A 15339-nucleotide genomic window follows, 5' to 3' on the forward strand; every position below is an offset into this window, starting at 1 on the left:
TCTGCTTTCTATTGATTTACGTTATTCCGTTTCGAATAATTAATAAACGAAGCGAATTAGTCGCTGTTTTTAGAAAATGAAGCACTTAAACGACTCAATCCATTATCACGATTGAAGCAAAACGGCTGAGTTCAAAAAACGCGACTTTTTACCTAAAACAAACGGTCGCGATTAAGCGTTAACCGTCGACACTAGACAGTTGTCTTCGCCAAATTCATTGGGAATGTAACGGTCGGCATTCGAATCGTTTACCCATTGCTGATCATCAACTAGGTAGCGAAATTGAAACTCGCCATCTTTAGGTAAGCGAGTTTTGAATTTGTAGACTTTTCCTTTCGCCAGTTTTTTCATTGGCGTAGCTTTCCAGTCAAGGAAGTCAGCAACAATGGATACAGAGTTCGCTTCTTGAGCTTCTAGCTCGAAGGTCACTTCCACTTCATCTTTCGTCTTAAAAAAACGTTTATTAATCATTCGCAAGCTCCATTTGTAAAAGTAAGCAGACACAAGCATAAAAAAGTGTCTAAATTTCATTCATCTTATTAAGATAATATGTAATTTGGCTCACATAAACAACAAATCCTTGCACTAACGAAAACGCTATTGCTTACCAATTGATTGCGTATCAAAAGAAAAGCTCATCAACACCTTTTCAGAAGGGGGTTCTGCAAATGATTGTTCCGCAGAATGCTGAGTAAAGCCGATAAAACCTTCCCCAGTGAGTTTTTTCTGTGATTGCGAATCTGGCTGCTGAGCAACATCCAAAGTCTGAATGTGCACACGATCACCCAAGAAAAGCTGGTCAACTAACACCACACGGCTTCGCTGCTGATCATGTTTGAACAGACCAAGGTAATAGAATACGCCGCTGCCTTGATTCGATATCCACATTGGCGCAACGAAAAAACTCGCGTTGCCCAAGGTCACCGCAGAAAGGCTTTTCGTATCAACAGTCACCACACCGCGCTCTACTCCAGAATCATAACGACCAAACGCGATTGCTTTTGGCGCATCGATTTCATTAATAAAAGCATATGCGTTAGTTTCAGGTACTTTAATTGTCCATGGGTTGGTTGTCTTCAAATCAAAAACGGTTTCTACCACTGGGTCATAACTGACTTGAGAAGAAGGAAACTTAGCTAAGATTTCTTCATCACTTAAACTAAAACGGTAAACACCCGCCAGTATCACCACGACCAGCATGACGATTGGAATCAGTAAAATCAGAGGTATAGGCAAGATTTTCTTTTTCATGAGCAATTATATTCTTTTGTTTTCATCCAGTTGTGCAGACCATAAAGGGCTTTAGTATAATTATCAATACAGGGTTAACCAGAAGTGGAGCATGGATGGATATCAATCATATTAAAGACAGAAATATCAGAAGTTGCGAATGCCGCTGTGGAGCCGTCAATCTCGTATGTCGCGGTGAGCCTCAACGCACCTCTGTGTGTCATTGTTATGAATGCCAAAAACGCACAGGAAGCGTGTTCGGCGTTCAAGCTCGGTTCCCAATTGAACAAGTCACACTCAGCGGAGAGGTCACCTCTTTCTCACGCATCAGCGATACCGGCAATGAAGTCACCTATCAATTTTGTCCTCAATGTGGCACCACTATGCTTTTACAATCTGTTGCCGCTGCCGATTTTTATATCGTCCCTCTCGGGCTGTTTAAAGAACAAGATTTTCCACTGCCAAGTTTTTCAGTTTATGAAGAGCGCAAACATGGTTGGGTCAAATTTGACCATCAAATGAGTCACTATAATTAGTGGCTACATCCCTCAAGTATTGCGGTAGCACCTATAAAGAAACAAACTGCAATACTGTTGCCCAAGATCAAATATGAAAGCGCCGCAACGCTAGCGTATCTTTTCGCTAGCGTTATAATCTGCTCCTCTTTCTAACCCAGGGTGAACCACATGATTTCTAAGCTACCTCGCTGGGTTGAATACGGCGCGTTACTGTTAGCAGGCCTTGCTGGCAGCGTAAATGCTATTGGTTTACTTGGTTTCCAACATCAAGCCATCTCACACATCTCTGGCACCATGTCTTTACTCGGCAGCAGTCTACTCACCCCAACTTCGGCATCCGTGCACCTTCTATTGGTGATCATGAGCTTTATGTTAGGCGCAGCCTTCAGTGGGTTCTTTATTGAGAACCAAGCACTGAAGCTAGGACGCCGCTACGGTGTCGCGCTGTGTATTGAAGGTGGGTTGTTGTTCTTGGCGCTTTGGGCACTATTACAAGGTTACATGTCCGGCCAATACTTCGCTTCAGCCGCATGTGGGTTGCAGAACGCGATGATCACGACTTATAGCGGTGCGATCATTCGTACCACACACATGAGCGGGATCATCACGGATCTTGGGATCATGATTGGTGCTCGCCTCAAAGGCATGCCCTTTGACCGCCGCAAAGCCAAACTGCTGATGTTCATCGTTGTCGGTTTTCTATTTGGAGGCCTAACGGGTGCTTGCTTGTTCCAACGCTTCGAAATATTAGCTCTGGCGTTCCCTGCCTCTTTCGCCTTCATCATTGCGTTTAGCTATTGGCTATACTTGACCTATCGAACTGAAACGCCAGTAAATTTATAAATACCTGGCAATATATCCTCAAACTACGTAACATCCGCAACACTTTATTCTAAACTCTTAAGGAGTTGCAGAATAACCAGTGTGAATACTTAGCGATATTTGATGAATAGTATTGCAAGCGATATTAATACTGGGTAATCTTGCACCCAATGAGAAAATACGGACGTTTAGTGAATAAAAATGCCAAGGATGTGGCTTTTTTACGTGTAGAAATTCGAGAACAATAACATGTCTAACAACACGAATACTGCTCAAACAGAGAAATCTAAAGGCAGTTTCTGGGTTTTCTTAATCCCATCATTGATTGGTTTATTCCTTTTCATGGCACCAATCAGCTACCAAGGCGATCTCACCATCCCTGTAGCGATCTTAGCCAAGTCAATTCAAGCGGTTTTCGGTGAGTACCTAGTCTCTATCATCACTGCGATCGTCGCTTTCATGTCTGTAGCTTCCGTTTTAAGCACCATTTTCAAGCCTACATTCATTACATCGAATTCATTTCTAAACGGCCTTTTCAACCCATCTCCACTGTGGTTGTTGGTTCGTTTGATTGGTGGTGCTGCAGCATTCATGGCATTCTTCCAAGTGGGTCCAGAGTTTATTTGGGAAGAAAACACCGGTGGTTTAGTGTTAGAAGGCCTGCTTCCTACACTGTTCTCAGTATTTATCTTTGCGGGTTTGCTACTGCCTCTTCTACTTAACTTCGGTTTACTAGAGCTGTTTGGCACCCTGTTAAGCAAAATCATGCGCCCAATCTTCAACTTACCAGGTCGTAGTGCTATCGATTGTATGGCTTCTTGGTTAGGTGATGGCAGCGTTGGTATTCTTCTTACAAGCAAGCAGTACGAGAAGAAGTTCTACACACAGCGTGAAGCTGCAGTTGTTGGTACGACTTTCTCGGCAGTATCGATTACATTCAGCCTTGTTGTGATTGCACAAGTAGAGTTAGAGCACTTGTTCCTACCTTTCTACGCAGCAATCTGTTTAGCGGGTATTGTGGCAGCGGTAATCATCCCTCGCCTTCCACCACTGAGCATGAAGAAAGACACCTTCATTGACGGTAGCAAGCCGCACAAAGACGCTGACGCGATTCCTGCAGGTCACTCAACATTCTCTTGGGGTCTTGAGCTAGCAGTAAACAAAGCATCACAAGTGAAGTCGGCTAAGTCTGTGTTTGGCGAAGGCGTTCGTAACGCTGTTGATATGGTCTTTGGTGTACTGCCTGTGGTTATGGGTCTTGGTACGATGGCGTTGGTGATTGCGGAATACACTTCTGTGTTTTCATTCCTAGGTCAGCCTTTCATCCCATTCCTAGAGCTACTTGGTGTACCTGAAGCCGTTGCAGCCTCTGAAACGATCGTTGTTGGTTTTGCGGATATGTTTATCCCAGCAATCCTTGCCGCTTCTATCGACAACGAGATGACTCGCTTTGTTATTGCAGCAATGTCGGTAACTCAACTGATTTACATGTCTGAAGTAGGCGCTCTGCTTCTAGGTAGTAAGATCCCAGTGAACATCTTGGAACTGTTTATTATCTTTATTCTGCGTACTCTAATTACGCTTCCAGTGATCGCTGGTGTAGCTCATCTAATATTCTAAATTAGATGCTACTTATATAAGTAAATAAGCAGACAGAATTATAAGCCTCACTTTTGTGGGGCTTTTTATTTGCGTAAAATATATACACAGTGTCATTTAGATTTCAATCAATATATAAGCCCTGCATATCATTTAATTTCATATTGTTTATTCACATCGCCTCTTGTTAATAGAAAACTGAACGCATAGTCTGCAAATTAATACATTCTTAATTCCCCCTTAAACCCCGTCTAGCGCCATTCCCCAACTCATTGAACCCAATAATAAAAGTAACAAATACGTGATTTAGTGAATTTTGTATTGTTTGGGTTGTTGTATTTTTGTAGTCTATTTTGTGAAATTACATTCAAGTAAATTTCAATCTCGTCGATATATATAATTAGAAAAACACGATTAACTTTAGTCTTCGCAAAGCCTGTGAGAAGGGGAAAACTCAATGAAATTTAGCCATAAGGTGGTTGCTGCATCATCAGCCTTGCTGCTAGTGACAGTATCATTGCTTTCAATACAACAACTTTACACCGTTAGAAGTGCTGTAGAGAACCACGTCAATGCGAGTCTTAATGAGATGGTCTCGGGCGTAAAAAATACCGTCGTATCCGAGATGAATGCCAAGAAAGCTCTGGCGCAATCGACGACTGAAGTCATCGAGATCAATCCTCAAGATCGTACTTACGTAAAAGAAATTTTAGAAAAGCCAAAGCTTAAAAACAGCTTCCTTGCTGTTGGTTTTGGTTATGAAGCAAACGGTTTCGTCATTGAAAATGATGACGGCTGGGAAGCCGGTCCAGATTACGACCCACGAATTCGTCCTTGGTACATTGATGCTAAATCCAAAAACAGTTTAGTTGTTACCGCACCTTATGTGGATGCATCAAGTAAGAAAGTTATTATCTCAGTGGGTACGCCAGTTAAAGACAACGGCCGCTTTACTGCAGGTATGTTCTACGACCTAGAACTGACCAACCTTGCGACCTTAGTCAACCAAGTGAACTTGTTCGATGCGGGCTACTTATTCCTAGTGACAGCCGACGGCACGACGATTGCTCACCCGAATGCTAAAAACAACGGTGAAACGCTTTCAAGCTACATGCCGCAAGCGACTATTCGTGAAGGCTCTCAAGAGATTGAAGTCGACGGAAAAATGTTCCTGGTTAACTTCACACACATCCCAAGTGAAGATTGGTACATCGGCGCAATCCTCGATGAAGAGATCGCTTACCAAACCGTTGAAGACCTGAAAAACAGCTCAATGATCTACTCATTGATTGCGGTAATTCTAAGCGTCGTTGCACTAACGGTTCTGATCCGCGTGTTAATGCGTCCACTGGATGCGCTTAACCAAGCGATTCAAGATGTAGCGAGCGGACAAGGTGACTTAACTAAGCGTCTTGATACCAACACAGACCAAGAGTTCTCTGACCTAGCGAAAGGCTTCAACACCTTTACCGAAAACCTGCAAAATCAAATCATTCAATCGAAAGCGATTGGTGTTGAGATTAAACGTGGTACTGAATTCACAGTGAAAGGTGCTGGCGAATCTGCAAATGCAATGAACACGCAATTGCAAGAACTTGAGCAGCTAGCGACCGCAATGAACGAGATGGCGGTTACCGCAACAGAAGTAGCAAACAACGCTCAAGGCGCTGCGGCTGCGGCTCGTGAAGCTGATGAAGCAACGCTAGACGGTACCTCTGTCGTAAGTGAAACCACTCAAGCGATTGATAACTTATCTGAGCGTATCGACCAAGCCGTTGCAGAAGTACAAGTACTTGAATCAGCAACCGCAAACATCGAAACGATTCTTAAAGTAATCAACGACATTGCTGACCAAACCAACCTACTTGCACTGAACGCAGCGATTGAAGCGGCACGTGCTGGGGAATCGGGTCGTGGTTTCGCAGTCGTAGCCGATGAAGTTCGTACGCTAGCTCAACGTACTCAAGAGTCAACCACTGAAATTCGTAACATGATTGAGCAGCTTCAAGCAGGTGCAAGCTCAGTATCGAATGCGATGAACCAAAGTAAAGACACCGCAACTGACGCCGTTGAACGTGCTCAGCAAGCGAACTCTTCACTTGACCGCATTCGTGACGCGATTCAGCGTATCTCTGATATGAACATTCAGATTGCTTCAGCAGCAGAAGAGCAGAGCTTAGTAGCGGAAGAGATCAACAACAACACAGTTAAGATCAAAGACCTTTCAACACAAGTATCTACAGCAGCTCAAGAAGCGAATACCGCAATGCAGCAGCAAACTGACAATGTTCGCCAACAAGATGAGTTATTGAATAAGTTTACGGTTTAGCTACCGAGCAATAGCTTAAAATAAAAAGCCCCGCTTACTGATTGCCAGTAAGCGGGGCTTCTCTTTCTAACCTATCCGAGTTAACTCGTGACAGGTTTCAATTCATTCGTGGTCAACATCATGCATTGATTCGATTCCACCTTGATGGTTAAATCCTTACCCACACATTCAAACACATCACCCGACATTAAATCGGTTACCGCACCTGTCCAATTTAATGAGGCGGTTTTGCTGCGTTTCGACTTGTTGATCACCACAATGCCTTTGTCACCACGGACAAATACAAGCAAGTCATCATTCGCTTCAACCACACGCATCGCTTCGCCATGAACATGATTATGGAATTGAATCATGCTTTTCATGTAAGGCGCTTGCCAGTCGTTAAGCCAACGAGGCTGACCATTCTGATCCAAAATGCCGCTCGTGCTTAATTCACTGTAAACCAGTGGTACACCGCCATCACGACCAAGAATGAAGGCGTGAGCCAATCGCTCGTCCACTTCATCCATCACATGTTCCAAAAATACCTCGTTGTTTGGAATGTCATGAGTCACAGCAAAAGTGATGGCTCTCATGTTCGATAGAGCCTGACCAAAACAGTAAGGGTTTATCAGGGACTTAAAGCTGCCCTGCTCTTCAAAGGCTTTGAAGATGGTATTGAACAGAGGGAAATCGTACGCACCTAAACGCGTGTGTTTCAGGTATGGCTCAAGGAACAGCTCGTACTCTTCTTCCGTCGCACCGCCATCGGTAATGATCTCGCCAAAGATGTGCATTTCTTCGCAGATATCATCAGTCCACACCTTACGCAGGTGTGACAGTGTCATGTGTTTCGCAGCATCAATGCGGAAGCCTTTCACACCAATCGCTTTCAGAGCTTTTAGGTAGGATCTCTGCTGCGCAACCACATTGTCGTTGTCTAACAGCGTTGGCAAACCAGGATCGCTGGCTCCGCCAGTAATACGTCCGTTCTGCACTTCCCAAGTGTCTTTCCAGTTTTTGATGCCAAACGCTTCCACAAAGTCGTTTTCATCAAATAAAGGCTTAGAAAGATCACCAAACAAGCGGATCGATTCGTAATAGTCAGCATCTTTTTGGTAAGACGCCATATCTTGAAGATTCGGGTACGTTAAGTCACTGCGAATGCCAGACTCGTTTGCCATGTGGTTGAACACCACATCCACATAGGTACGAAGCCCATGTTGCTTTAACGTGTCGACCATCGCTTTAAAATCTTGTGTGTCACCCAACTGATTATCGATCACACGATAGTCTTGTGGCTGATAGCGTTGCCACCATTGAGTACCAGAATCTCGGTCGCAGCCTTTAGGGCCACGTAACGACTTCATTGCCGGTGAAACTAAAACAGATTTATAACCCAACTCTAGGATCAGTGGGGCGTTCTTCATTACGTCAGCGTAGCACCAGTCAAAGGCATGCAATATGACATCTGTCGCTGGGTTGCTTAACATAGCTGAACTCTCCATGTTGTTCTCCTACCAAACTCGTTTACAGCTTTTTAGAAAAGGCAAAGGCTAAAAGGCAAAGCTGCATAAATTTCCTCAAGAATGGCATTTATTATATGAGTTACTCATTAAAAACCCTCCTCCTCCTACCAATTACTCACGGTGGATAGTTAAGGGCGTAGCACCAATTATCGCATAACGTCTGGGATGAACACTCAGCCATTGTGCTTTTAAATGCACCCAAAAGTCACAAAAAAGGAGCGTATATACGCTCCTTTTATTCCATCTAACACATATCTTACACTAGGTTCTGTAAAGAACCTTAACTACGTGCCAACCGAATTTAGTTTTTACAAGATGTGGTACAAGCGTCTCGCCAGAGAAACAAACCTTATCAAACTGAGGTACCATTTGACCTTTCTTGAACTCGCCAAGGTCGCCGCCCTTTTTACCAGATGGACAGGTTGAATGTTTCTTCGCTAGCGTTTGAAATTTAGCGCCCTTTTTAAGCTGCGTCATGATGTCTTCTGCTAGTTCTTTATGCTTCACCAGAATATGAAGTGCTGCTGCTGTTCTTGCCATGATAATTCTCAGTTTGTTGCTGTCTGCTTGTCGACTTACCATCGACAGCGAGTATTTAGCGTGATTTTAACCCAAGAAACACCATTCTTCACTCTATAACCGAAAACAACCGTCTTAAAGCCCCTAAAAACAGTAGAGTTACTTGCCGCGACTGCTATTTCCCTTTAAATTATTCTTTATAAATTAAGCGTGTAGTAAATAGGAGCCAATTATGGCCAAACCGATCAGTAAAGCGAGTCAGTCACAGGGAATGTTGATGTTCAAATTGTCCCTCACTCAAAGTTTTGCGATTGGCACGCTTAAAGTCAGGGAAATCGTTCCTTTTCAACCGATGACCCAAATCCCCTACTCTCATCACCATGTGATTGGCACCGTGACCATTCGCGATCTAACGGTTCCAGTGATTGATATGTCTGCTGCGATTGGTTTTCGCCCGATCACTCCCGCTGAATACAACGACTGTGTGCTCATCGTGACTGATTGTTTAAGAACGGTTGTGGCATTCTTGGTTCGCTCAATCGACAAAATCATTGAATGTGATTGGAAGAGTATTGAATCGCCACCAGCGAGTGTCGGTCGCAACGTGTTTGTGACGGGTATTACTCGCTTTGAAGATCGTATCGTGCAAATGCTCGATGTCGAACTACTGCTCTCTAAGATCTACCCAGATTATGAGAATGCGCATATTCCAATGCTGACCGATGTAGAAAGGGAGCGACTCAAAGCGCTAAACATCTTATTGGTGGATGACTCTTTAATTGCGCGTAAGCAGTTATCTGATGCCCTAGACAGCATCAATATTCCTTATAGCATCTGCAATAACGGTTTGGATGCGATTGATCTAATGCGACGCCAAGCTAGCGTAGGCAAAGCGATAGACCTTCTTGTGAGTGACATTGAGATGCCGGGACTGGACGGTTACGAACTTGCGTTTGAAGTACAGAACGACAGTGCATTGAGTCATGCTTACTGTATTTTGCATACCTCACTATCGAGTGAGATCTGTGTCGACCGTGCTAATCAGGTAGGTGCCCACGAAGCGCTTGAGAAGTTCAATGCAGGTGAGTTAATCGAAGCCATGCTACGCGGCGCAAAAGTCTTAAACAACGCCTCTACAGCGGCTTAAAACTATTCACGAAGCTAAACCAACATCAAGTTCAAGGGTTTAGCTTCTTCAATTCTTAGTTTTTCATCTCTTATCCCAAATAGAGCTCACAGCTAGTCTTTCTTTTTGGGCATCGAATAGCTCTTACTCACGAATTCCACTTCCTCTACCTCATTGACATGATTAGTGAAAGACGCCAAGGCATACAGTGTGTTCGCGACTAAGTTAGCGTATTTAAAAAGAATCGGATCAGGTGACTTTTTACTTTCATGGTGCTCAATGCTTACCAAAGCTCGCACCACTTTCTTAGCCTGACAACGGCACAAGTGAAGCTCGCTCGACACTCGATTCCCACCCGGTAATACAAAGCCTTTAAAACCACCTTCTAGCTGCTCACGGATGCGGTGGTAATCCTGCTTAAGTTCGACCAATTCGGATTCAGTAATCGCTAACTTCCCACGTACGGAACCATTCAAATGATAGATATTCGGCTGCAAGCGTTGCAGGATCTCACGAACTTGTGGTTCCAATTCCAATGAAAGAACCAATCCAACTCGGCAGCAAAGCTCGTCCGATAGGATCTCAAAATCACAGATAGGACTGTCTTCATAAATGAACGGGTAACAGAACTCATCCCAATCTCGACTTACTGGTTTCACGTAGCGATCCTTACACATAAATAATTAATCAGGCGCCAATATACCAAACTCTTTGATTTAGTCTGCTTTTTCTCACATTTACGCCCAGTGTGTTTACAACGATTTTTAGACGAAAAAAAGCCCTCACATTGGAGGGCTTCTAAAATAACCAGTTAAACGAGATTACTCGTTAGATACTTTTTTGTGGCCTTCTTGCAGGTGAACGAAATCTACTAGATCATCACCCGATACTTGGTATGCCTGACCAAAGCCTTTAACGAACAGGCCGTTCTCTGCTTTAAGGTTGAACAGAGAGAAATCTTGAAGCTGGCTCAAACCATCGATGATCTCGCCGAAACGCTCTTGCATCTGGCCGATCACTTGAGTCCAAAGCTCTGTTTCACGTTCTACAACGCTCGCTTGCGCATCAAACGTTAGACGCTTACGCGCGTAAAGCTGCTTCGAGCTCTCTTCGTCTTCAATCATCATCAAAGACACTTGAGGGTTAGCTTTCAAGTTACGAGCATGACGAGCAATATCAGAAATTAGAACAAAGTAACCTTCTTGGTTCTGAACGAAAGGTGCATAACTTACGTTTGGGCGACCTTCTTCATCAACTGTTGCAAGTTGAAGGGTACGGCGCTCTTGGCGAAACTCTTTAATTTCTGGACCTAGGCGACCTTGTAGACGTTCTTGTTTTACTTGCTGTTCCATGGGTAATTCCTTTATTCACTTTCTCTGATTTATTATTTTTGCCCGAGGTTGAGCGATCATTAGCGAACTAAACGATCCTCGAGCATCGATGTCTATTAACTATTACTGCTGATTCTGTTTAAGCTTGTGCTTTTAGCGCTTTGAAGCGTTCTACTTGGTCGGCAATAAGCTCACGCTTTTCATTGCGGCCTAGGTAGATCTTAAAAATGTTCTCGCCCGTTTCACTGAAGAAACCGAAGTAATGACTTTCACGGCCCATGAATGCTTTGCTCACCAAACCGATCTGTTTCACGTTGTCGAGTTTCAGGTGACCATGAAGCTCGCCTTCTTTGCCCATAAGGTTGTAGTAACCACGTGCTACTTTGCCTTTAGGGAACGGCGCTTTTACTTCGAAGATTGAGCCGAATGAATGCACGATAGTGGTCACTGGGCCCCAGCCAACTAAACCTTCAAGAATTTCTTGAGCACGGCTGCCATCTAGCATCACTGCCATGTCGTTTGGAAAAGCAGCAACCACTTCAACCTCTGAAACACCGAGCTTCTCAGCAATTGCAGTAGGAAGCAGTTTTGGCTCTTCTTCTAGAATGCGAGCGACACGTTGTTCTAGAGTTTCTGTCATTTCTAATGTTGTATCTGTCATTGAATATGTTTCCGTATAAACGAGTAATTTACGTAAGTTCTAAATTTAAAATTCGATATTAAGCGTGCTTCAAGCTTGCATGCGGGTGAACGCCCGAACCTGATGCTTTCGGCGCTGGGTGCATCGCTTGATATTCAGCGTTAAGCACTTGAATCACACTCTGAGCCAGGCTTACTGCCCAGAAGCTGCCAGCAATAGTCAGGCTCAAGTAATCTTCCGAAAGCTCAACCAAGCCATTCTTTTCCCAATGTGAAAACAGAGGCTTCAAGTAATCAAACGTGTCTTGTCCCATAAAGGTCGGCAACGTACTTCTTCTAACAACACCAGAATCAAAGCCTGCCTTTAATGTCGAGAAGATTGGCTCTAATGAGCTTTGCTTCGTCATCATCGCAATCGGCAACTGACCTTGTTTTATAGACTCCATGTAGCTGTCTAAAGTTCGATGTTGCATCACACCGTGGCCGCCAATATTGCCACCAGCACCACAACCAATTGGAAGCACCTCGGCATAAGTTTTCGCTAAGCTGTTGTAAATGCTGCGTTCGCGGTTATCGCGAGTCCAGTGATTCACACTCAGTTGTTTAACTTTGTGCTTGGCCATGAACTCAACACCCGCCAAGTACATGCTCGCCTTATCAGGCGTATTGGCCGGCGGTGGGATTCTTCCTTTCTCAACAAGATTAAGCATAGGAGCATTGCCCCCAACAATCAGTTGGTAGAGGTCGATACCGTGTGCACCAGTAGACATGTAGTCTTCTAAATCTTGTTGGAACACTTCCATAGATTGGTATGGTAATCCGTACAGCAAATCCAGAACGATGGGCGCTTGCTCAGTACGACTCAAAGCACTGATACGTTCCAACACAACCTCTCGGTCGTCTAAGCGCTTGGCACTGCGTCGAACTTGAGTGTTGAAACTTTGAATACCAAAGGAGAAACGGTTGAAACCACCTTCAAGCGCACGATCAAACATCTCATCGCCAAAGCGATTGATGCGCCCTTCCAAGGTCATTTCCACATCGTTCGCTAGAGGGAAGTATTGGCGAATCGCTTTACCTAATTGCTCTACCTGCAGAGGCGATAGATCGGTAGGTGTTCCACCACCAATGTAGACGGCGTGAAATAATCCAGACTGAGCCCAAGGCGTTTTGGCTTTTTGCTTCAACTCAACCATCAGAGCATCGAAGTACTCATCCACTAATTTGCGGCTTGCGGCATTTTGGAAGAAGTTACAGAACGTACAGCGCACACGGCAGAAAGGAATATGGATATACAAGCAACGCTTATCCTGTTTCTTCCCTTCGCTTAGCATCAGTTCATCAAAGAGCTCCAACTTCTTGCTCGGGTCGACCGGAATTGAACTTCCTCCGGCATGTGCAGAATGCTTTTTCGCAAACGCAAAACGAAGCGGATCAGGGCTAGAAACACCCAAGATTGATTCGTCAAATTTATAAATATTAAGACTCATATAATCTCTCTAAACACTTACATAGCAAAGTCTGGAAGACTATTCGCTAAAAACTGAGAGAATCATAAATAGAGCCAAATGATAATGCAATTGATAATTGATCTTATTTAGATTCTAAGCAATAATCCGATACAGAATTTTGATTTGGTAAAGGATTGATTGTGAACGTTCCTAGATATGTTATTGCAGGCGGTGCATCGTTGGTGATTCATGCGGCGCTGTTGTTTGTCGCTCAAGAATCCAAAGTATTTGCGATGCCTGCAGGTAGCCAATCGAACACGGTATCGATCAACTTCACGCCTAAAAGCGCTCCTTCGCAAGCTCAGCAAAAAACGGTTACAGAACCCGTTGAACCAAAACCAATTGAGGAGACGGTTTCACAAGCCGAGCCTAAACCTGTCGAGCCGAAGGCCGTTGAGCCAAAGCAAGCCAAACCGACACCAAAGAAAAAAGCGATCACCAATAAGCCTCAACCGAAGAAAGTAGAGAAAAAGGTTGTTGAAAAGAAAGTCGAGAAGAAGCCGGTTCAAAAGAAACCTGTGACTGAGAAAAAGGTCGTGAAGAAAGAACGCCCAGAACCAGCCACTCAACCAGAGAAGCTGGCCGACAAGAAAGTCGATAAGAATATGGACGAGTCTGCCAACCAACCTCAGGAAGTAAACCAAGGCGTATCAAACCAAGAGCCGGTGCTAGTGACTAAGCCTTCTTTCTCTGCACGCCCTACACCGCCGAATTATCCTCGCCAAGCCAGACGTCGTGGCGTTGAAGGTGTCGCAACTTATGAGATCTGGTTAGACGCAGAAGGCAAACAAATTAAACAAGCATTAGTAAATTCATCAGGCGCACTAATGCTCGATAACGCCGCTTTAGATGCCATTAAACAATGGAAATTCTCACCTCATACTGTCAATGGTCGAGCGATTGCTCACCGAGTACAAATACCTGTTCGTTTTAGGTTGGATTAATCATGCAACAAATCAGTTACTTACAAGATCAACTGGGCTTAATGACTTGGCCTCTTCTTATCTGCTCTGCATTAACAGCAATGATCATCGCAGAACGTGTCTTCCAAGTTATGTTAAGCATTGGCGTTGGCAAACGTGCTATTCGTCGTGAGCTCAATCAGATCTCACCAACCAATAGCAAAGAGATTGAAGCGCTCGCTCAGTCGATTTCAGGTAAACGACCGCTACTGTACAAGGGCGTTTCGATGTTGCTTGCTCACCACTCTTTCTCAAAAGGTTTACGTGAAGATGCAGCGGGGATCTGGCTACAAGAGAAACGCCACCAATTGCATGCGGGCCTAAGATTGCTTGGTTTAATCGGTGTGATTAGCCCATTGATTGGACTGCTTGGTACGGTACTTGGCCTTATTGAAATGTTCAAAGGTGTTGCCGCGACTACTGGCAGCATCACACCGAGCGATCTGGCCGACGGCCTTGGACTAGCAATGAGAACGACAGCTGCGGGCTTGATGATCGCACTTCCTGCAATTTCAGGCGCACAGCTATTAGGCCTTTGGGCTGACCGAGTGCTTGCTCAGCTAGAACATACCCTGAACTATGTGAATGTGTGGCTAGAAGGCATGTCGATTCAAACCAATCAATCTGATGATACTCAAGGTAAGCCTGTCAACAAAACCTCTATCGGTGATGTGAGCCAAGCATGATTAAGACGCCCCACTCATCTCACACACAGAGCCTAGCGCCGGACTTAACACCGCTGCTCGACATCATTTTTATCGTGATGGTTTTTCTATTGCTTACGGCATCAGTAAAGCTGGAGTCACTAGAAGTTGAACTGCCTAGTTCTGACGTTAAAAACGTTACTGAAGTCCACAAAGACTCGATTAGCGTCAACATTCTAGACCATGAACCTTACTGGGCGATTAACGGCCAAGAGTACATCGACTGGGAAAACTTCAAGATTGCCTTGTTAGAAGAGACAGGCTCAACAGATAAAAAGCCGATCATCATTGGCGCGGATAAAGCTGCCAACGTTGAAAACTTAGTGAAGCTGCTTTCATTCCTTCAAGAGAACGGAATACCAGCGACTCAATTGCTCACTGACGATGGCTAGAACAAGACTCAATTTTCACGAGGTTTGGCTTCTGACCGATAAGACTAAACAATCAGAGTTAAGCCTCTCTATCGACTCGAACTCACAATGCGAATGGACTGCTCACTGAGTATCTTCGCGATACAAAAAGAATCTATAAAGAACTTATT

General features: G+C 44.3%; 16 protein-coding genes. 8 read left to right on the top strand and 8 right to left on the bottom strand.

Going from position 1 to position 15339, the window contains the following annotated elements:
• Positions 1–171 precede the first annotated feature (171 nt).
• Positions 172–471, bottom strand: coding sequence for an isoamylase early set domain-containing protein (locus FLM53_RS22225; RefSeq protein WP_017630092.1), 300 nt, complete (start codon positions 469–471; stop codon positions 172–174).
• 126 nt (positions 472–597) lie between these two features.
• The gene (locus tag FLM53_RS22230; RefSeq protein ID WP_176679366.1) at positions 598–1251 is read right to left on the bottom strand and encodes a hypothetical protein; all 654 of its coding nucleotides are present in this window, start codon (positions 1249–1251) and stop codon (positions 598–600) included.
• A gap of 32 nt (positions 1252–1283) precedes the next feature.
• Here FLM53_RS22230 and FLM53_RS22235 point away from each other — a divergent pair, with 32 nt between their 5' ends.
• The 4 genes from FLM53_RS22235 to FLM53_RS22250 all read left to right on the top strand — a co-directional run bounded on the left by FLM53_RS22235 (position 1284) and on the right by FLM53_RS22250 (position 6498).
• Complete coding sequence (locus tag FLM53_RS22235) at positions 1284–1766, top strand: GFA family protein (protein ID WP_176679365.1); 483 nt, start codon at positions 1284–1286, stop codon at positions 1764–1766.
• 150 nt (positions 1767–1916) lie between these two features.
• Complete coding sequence (locus tag FLM53_RS22240) at positions 1917–2591, top strand: YoaK family protein (protein WP_017630089.1); 675 nt, start codon at positions 1917–1919, stop codon at positions 2589–2591.
• A 228-nt stretch (positions 2592–2819) separates the two neighbouring features.
• Positions 2820–4190 carry a YjiH family protein gene (locus FLM53_RS22245; RefSeq protein ID WP_086775662.1) on the top strand — a complete coding sequence of 457 codons (1371 nt, stop codon included), beginning with the start codon at positions 2820–2822 and terminating at the stop codon, positions 4188–4190.
• 436 nt (positions 4191–4626) lie between these two features.
• Positions 4627–6498, top strand: coding sequence for a methyl-accepting chemotaxis protein (locus tag FLM53_RS22250; protein ID WP_176679364.1), 1872 nt, complete (start codon positions 4627–4629; stop codon positions 6496–6498).
• An 80-nt stretch (positions 6499–6578) separates the two neighbouring features.
• Here FLM53_RS22250 and FLM53_RS22255 read toward each other — a convergent pair whose 3' ends face one another.
• The gene (locus FLM53_RS22255; protein WP_176679363.1) at positions 6579–7985 is read right to left on the bottom strand and encodes an alpha-amylase family glycosyl hydrolase; all 1407 of its coding nucleotides are present in this window, start codon (positions 7983–7985) and stop codon (positions 6579–6581) included.
• Between the two features lie 282 nt (positions 7986–8267).
• Positions 8268–8588 carry a peptidylprolyl isomerase PpiC gene (gene ppiC / locus FLM53_RS22260; protein WP_017630085.1) on the bottom strand — a complete coding sequence of 107 codons (321 nt, stop codon included), beginning with the start codon at positions 8586–8588 and terminating at the stop codon, positions 8268–8270.
• A 169-nt stretch (positions 8589–8757) separates the two neighbouring features.
• Between ppiC and FLM53_RS22265 the strand changes: the two genes are divergently transcribed.
• Entirely contained in the window at positions 8758–9672 is a 915-nt protein-coding gene (locus tag FLM53_RS22265; protein WP_176679362.1) for a chemotaxis protein, read from the top strand.
• Between the two features lie 92 nt (positions 9673–9764).
• Here the strand turns inward: FLM53_RS22265 and FLM53_RS22270 are convergent, their stop codons facing one another.
• From FLM53_RS22270 to hutW, 4 genes are all read right to left on the bottom strand, one after another.
• A complete protein-coding gene (locus tag FLM53_RS22270) occupies positions 9765–10310 on the bottom strand; it encodes an ATP:cob(I)alamin adenosyltransferase (protein ID WP_176679361.1) in 546 nt (181 codons plus the stop codon).
• Between the two features lie 162 nt (positions 10311–10472).
• Positions 10473–11003, bottom strand: a complete 531-nt coding sequence (hutZ, locus tag FLM53_RS22275) for a heme utilization protein HutZ (protein WP_004731858.1) — start codon at positions 11001–11003, stop codon at positions 10473–10475.
• Between the two features lie 118 nt (positions 11004–11121).
• Positions 11122–11643, bottom strand: a complete 522-nt coding sequence (hutX, locus tag FLM53_RS22280) for a heme utilization cystosolic carrier protein HutX (protein WP_008215687.1) — start codon at positions 11641–11643, stop codon at positions 11122–11124.
• Positions 11644–11701: 58 nt separating this feature from the next.
• On the bottom strand, positions 11702–13111 hold the full coding sequence (hutW, locus tag FLM53_RS22285; protein WP_176679360.1) for a heme anaerobic degradation radical SAM methyltransferase ChuW/HutW: 1410 nt from the start codon (positions 13109–13111) through the stop codon (positions 11702–11704).
• Between the two features lie 161 nt (positions 13112–13272).
• On the opposite strand from hutW, the gene FLM53_RS22290 reads away from it, so the two are divergent.
• From FLM53_RS22290 to FLM53_RS22300, 3 genes are read left to right on the top strand one after another with little or no spacing between them, the layout of a single operon-like run.
• Positions 13273–14076, top strand: coding sequence for an energy transducer TonB (locus FLM53_RS22290; protein ID WP_176679359.1), 804 nt, complete (start codon positions 13273–13275; stop codon positions 14074–14076).
• A gap of 2 nt (positions 14077–14078) precedes the next feature.
• Positions 14079–14780, top strand: coding sequence for a MotA/TolQ/ExbB proton channel family protein (locus tag FLM53_RS22295; RefSeq protein WP_176679358.1), 702 nt, complete (start codon positions 14079–14081; stop codon positions 14778–14780).
• Complete coding sequence (locus tag FLM53_RS22300) at positions 14777–15190, top strand: biopolymer transporter ExbD (RefSeq protein ID WP_176679357.1); 414 nt, start codon at positions 14777–14779, stop codon at positions 15188–15190. The genes FLM53_RS22295 and FLM53_RS22300 overlap by 4 nt, the downstream gene beginning before the upstream one ends.
• Positions 15191–15339 lie beyond the last annotated feature (149 nt).

The organism is Vibrio sp. Scap24 (assembly GCF_013394185.1).
In the GTDB taxonomy this organism is placed as follows: Bacteria; Pseudomonadota; Gammaproteobacteria; order Enterobacterales; family Vibrionaceae; genus Vibrio; species Vibrio pomeroyi.

What these genes read in the sequence shown, in the direction of transcription:
- FLM53_RS22225 (WP_017630092.1), bottom strand. Translation starts at nt 471, where the DNA reads ATGATTAATAAACGTTTTTTTAAGACGAAAGATGAAGTGGAAGTGACC.
- FLM53_RS22230 (WP_176679366.1), bottom strand. Translation starts at nt 1,251, where the DNA reads ATGAAAAAGAAAATCTTGCCTATACCTCTGATTTTACTGATTCCAATC.
- FLM53_RS22240 (WP_017630089.1), top strand. Translation starts at nt 1,917, where the DNA reads ATGATTTCTAAGCTACCTCGCTGGGTTGAATACGGCGCGTTACTGTTA.
- FLM53_RS22245 (WP_086775662.1), top strand. Translation starts at nt 2,820, where the DNA reads ATGTCTAACAACACGAATACTGCTCAAACAGAGAAATCTAAAGGCAGT.
- FLM53_RS22250 (WP_176679364.1), top strand. Translation starts at nt 4,627, where the DNA reads ATGAAATTTAGCCATAAGGTGGTTGCTGCATCATCAGCCTTGCTGCTA.
- FLM53_RS22255 (WP_176679363.1), bottom strand. Translation starts at nt 7,985, where the DNA reads ATGGAGAGTTCAGCTATGTTAAGCAACCCAGCGACAGATGTCATATTG.
- ppiC (WP_017630085.1), bottom strand. Translation starts at nt 8,588, where the DNA reads ATGGTAAGTCGACAAGCAGACAGCAACAAACTGAGAATTATCATGGCA.
- FLM53_RS22265 (WP_176679362.1), top strand. Translation starts at nt 8,758, where the DNA reads ATGGCCAAACCGATCAGTAAAGCGAGTCAGTCACAGGGAATGTTGATG.
- hutZ (WP_004731858.1), bottom strand. Translation starts at nt 11,003, where the DNA reads ATGGAACAGCAAGTAAAACAAGAACGTCTACAAGGTCGCCTAGGTCCA.
- hutX (WP_008215687.1), bottom strand. Translation starts at nt 11,643, where the DNA reads ATGACAGATACAACATTAGAAATGACAGAAACTCTAGAACAACGTGTC.
- hutW (WP_176679360.1), bottom strand. Translation starts at nt 13,111, where the DNA reads ATGAGTCTTAATATTTATAAATTTGACGAATCAATCTTGGGTGTTTCT.
- FLM53_RS22295 (WP_176679358.1), top strand. Translation starts at nt 14,079, where the DNA reads ATGCAACAAATCAGTTACTTACAAGATCAACTGGGCTTAATGACTTGG.
- FLM53_RS22300 (WP_176679357.1), top strand. Translation starts at nt 14,777, where the DNA reads ATGATTAAGACGCCCCACTCATCTCACACACAGAGCCTAGCGCCGGAC.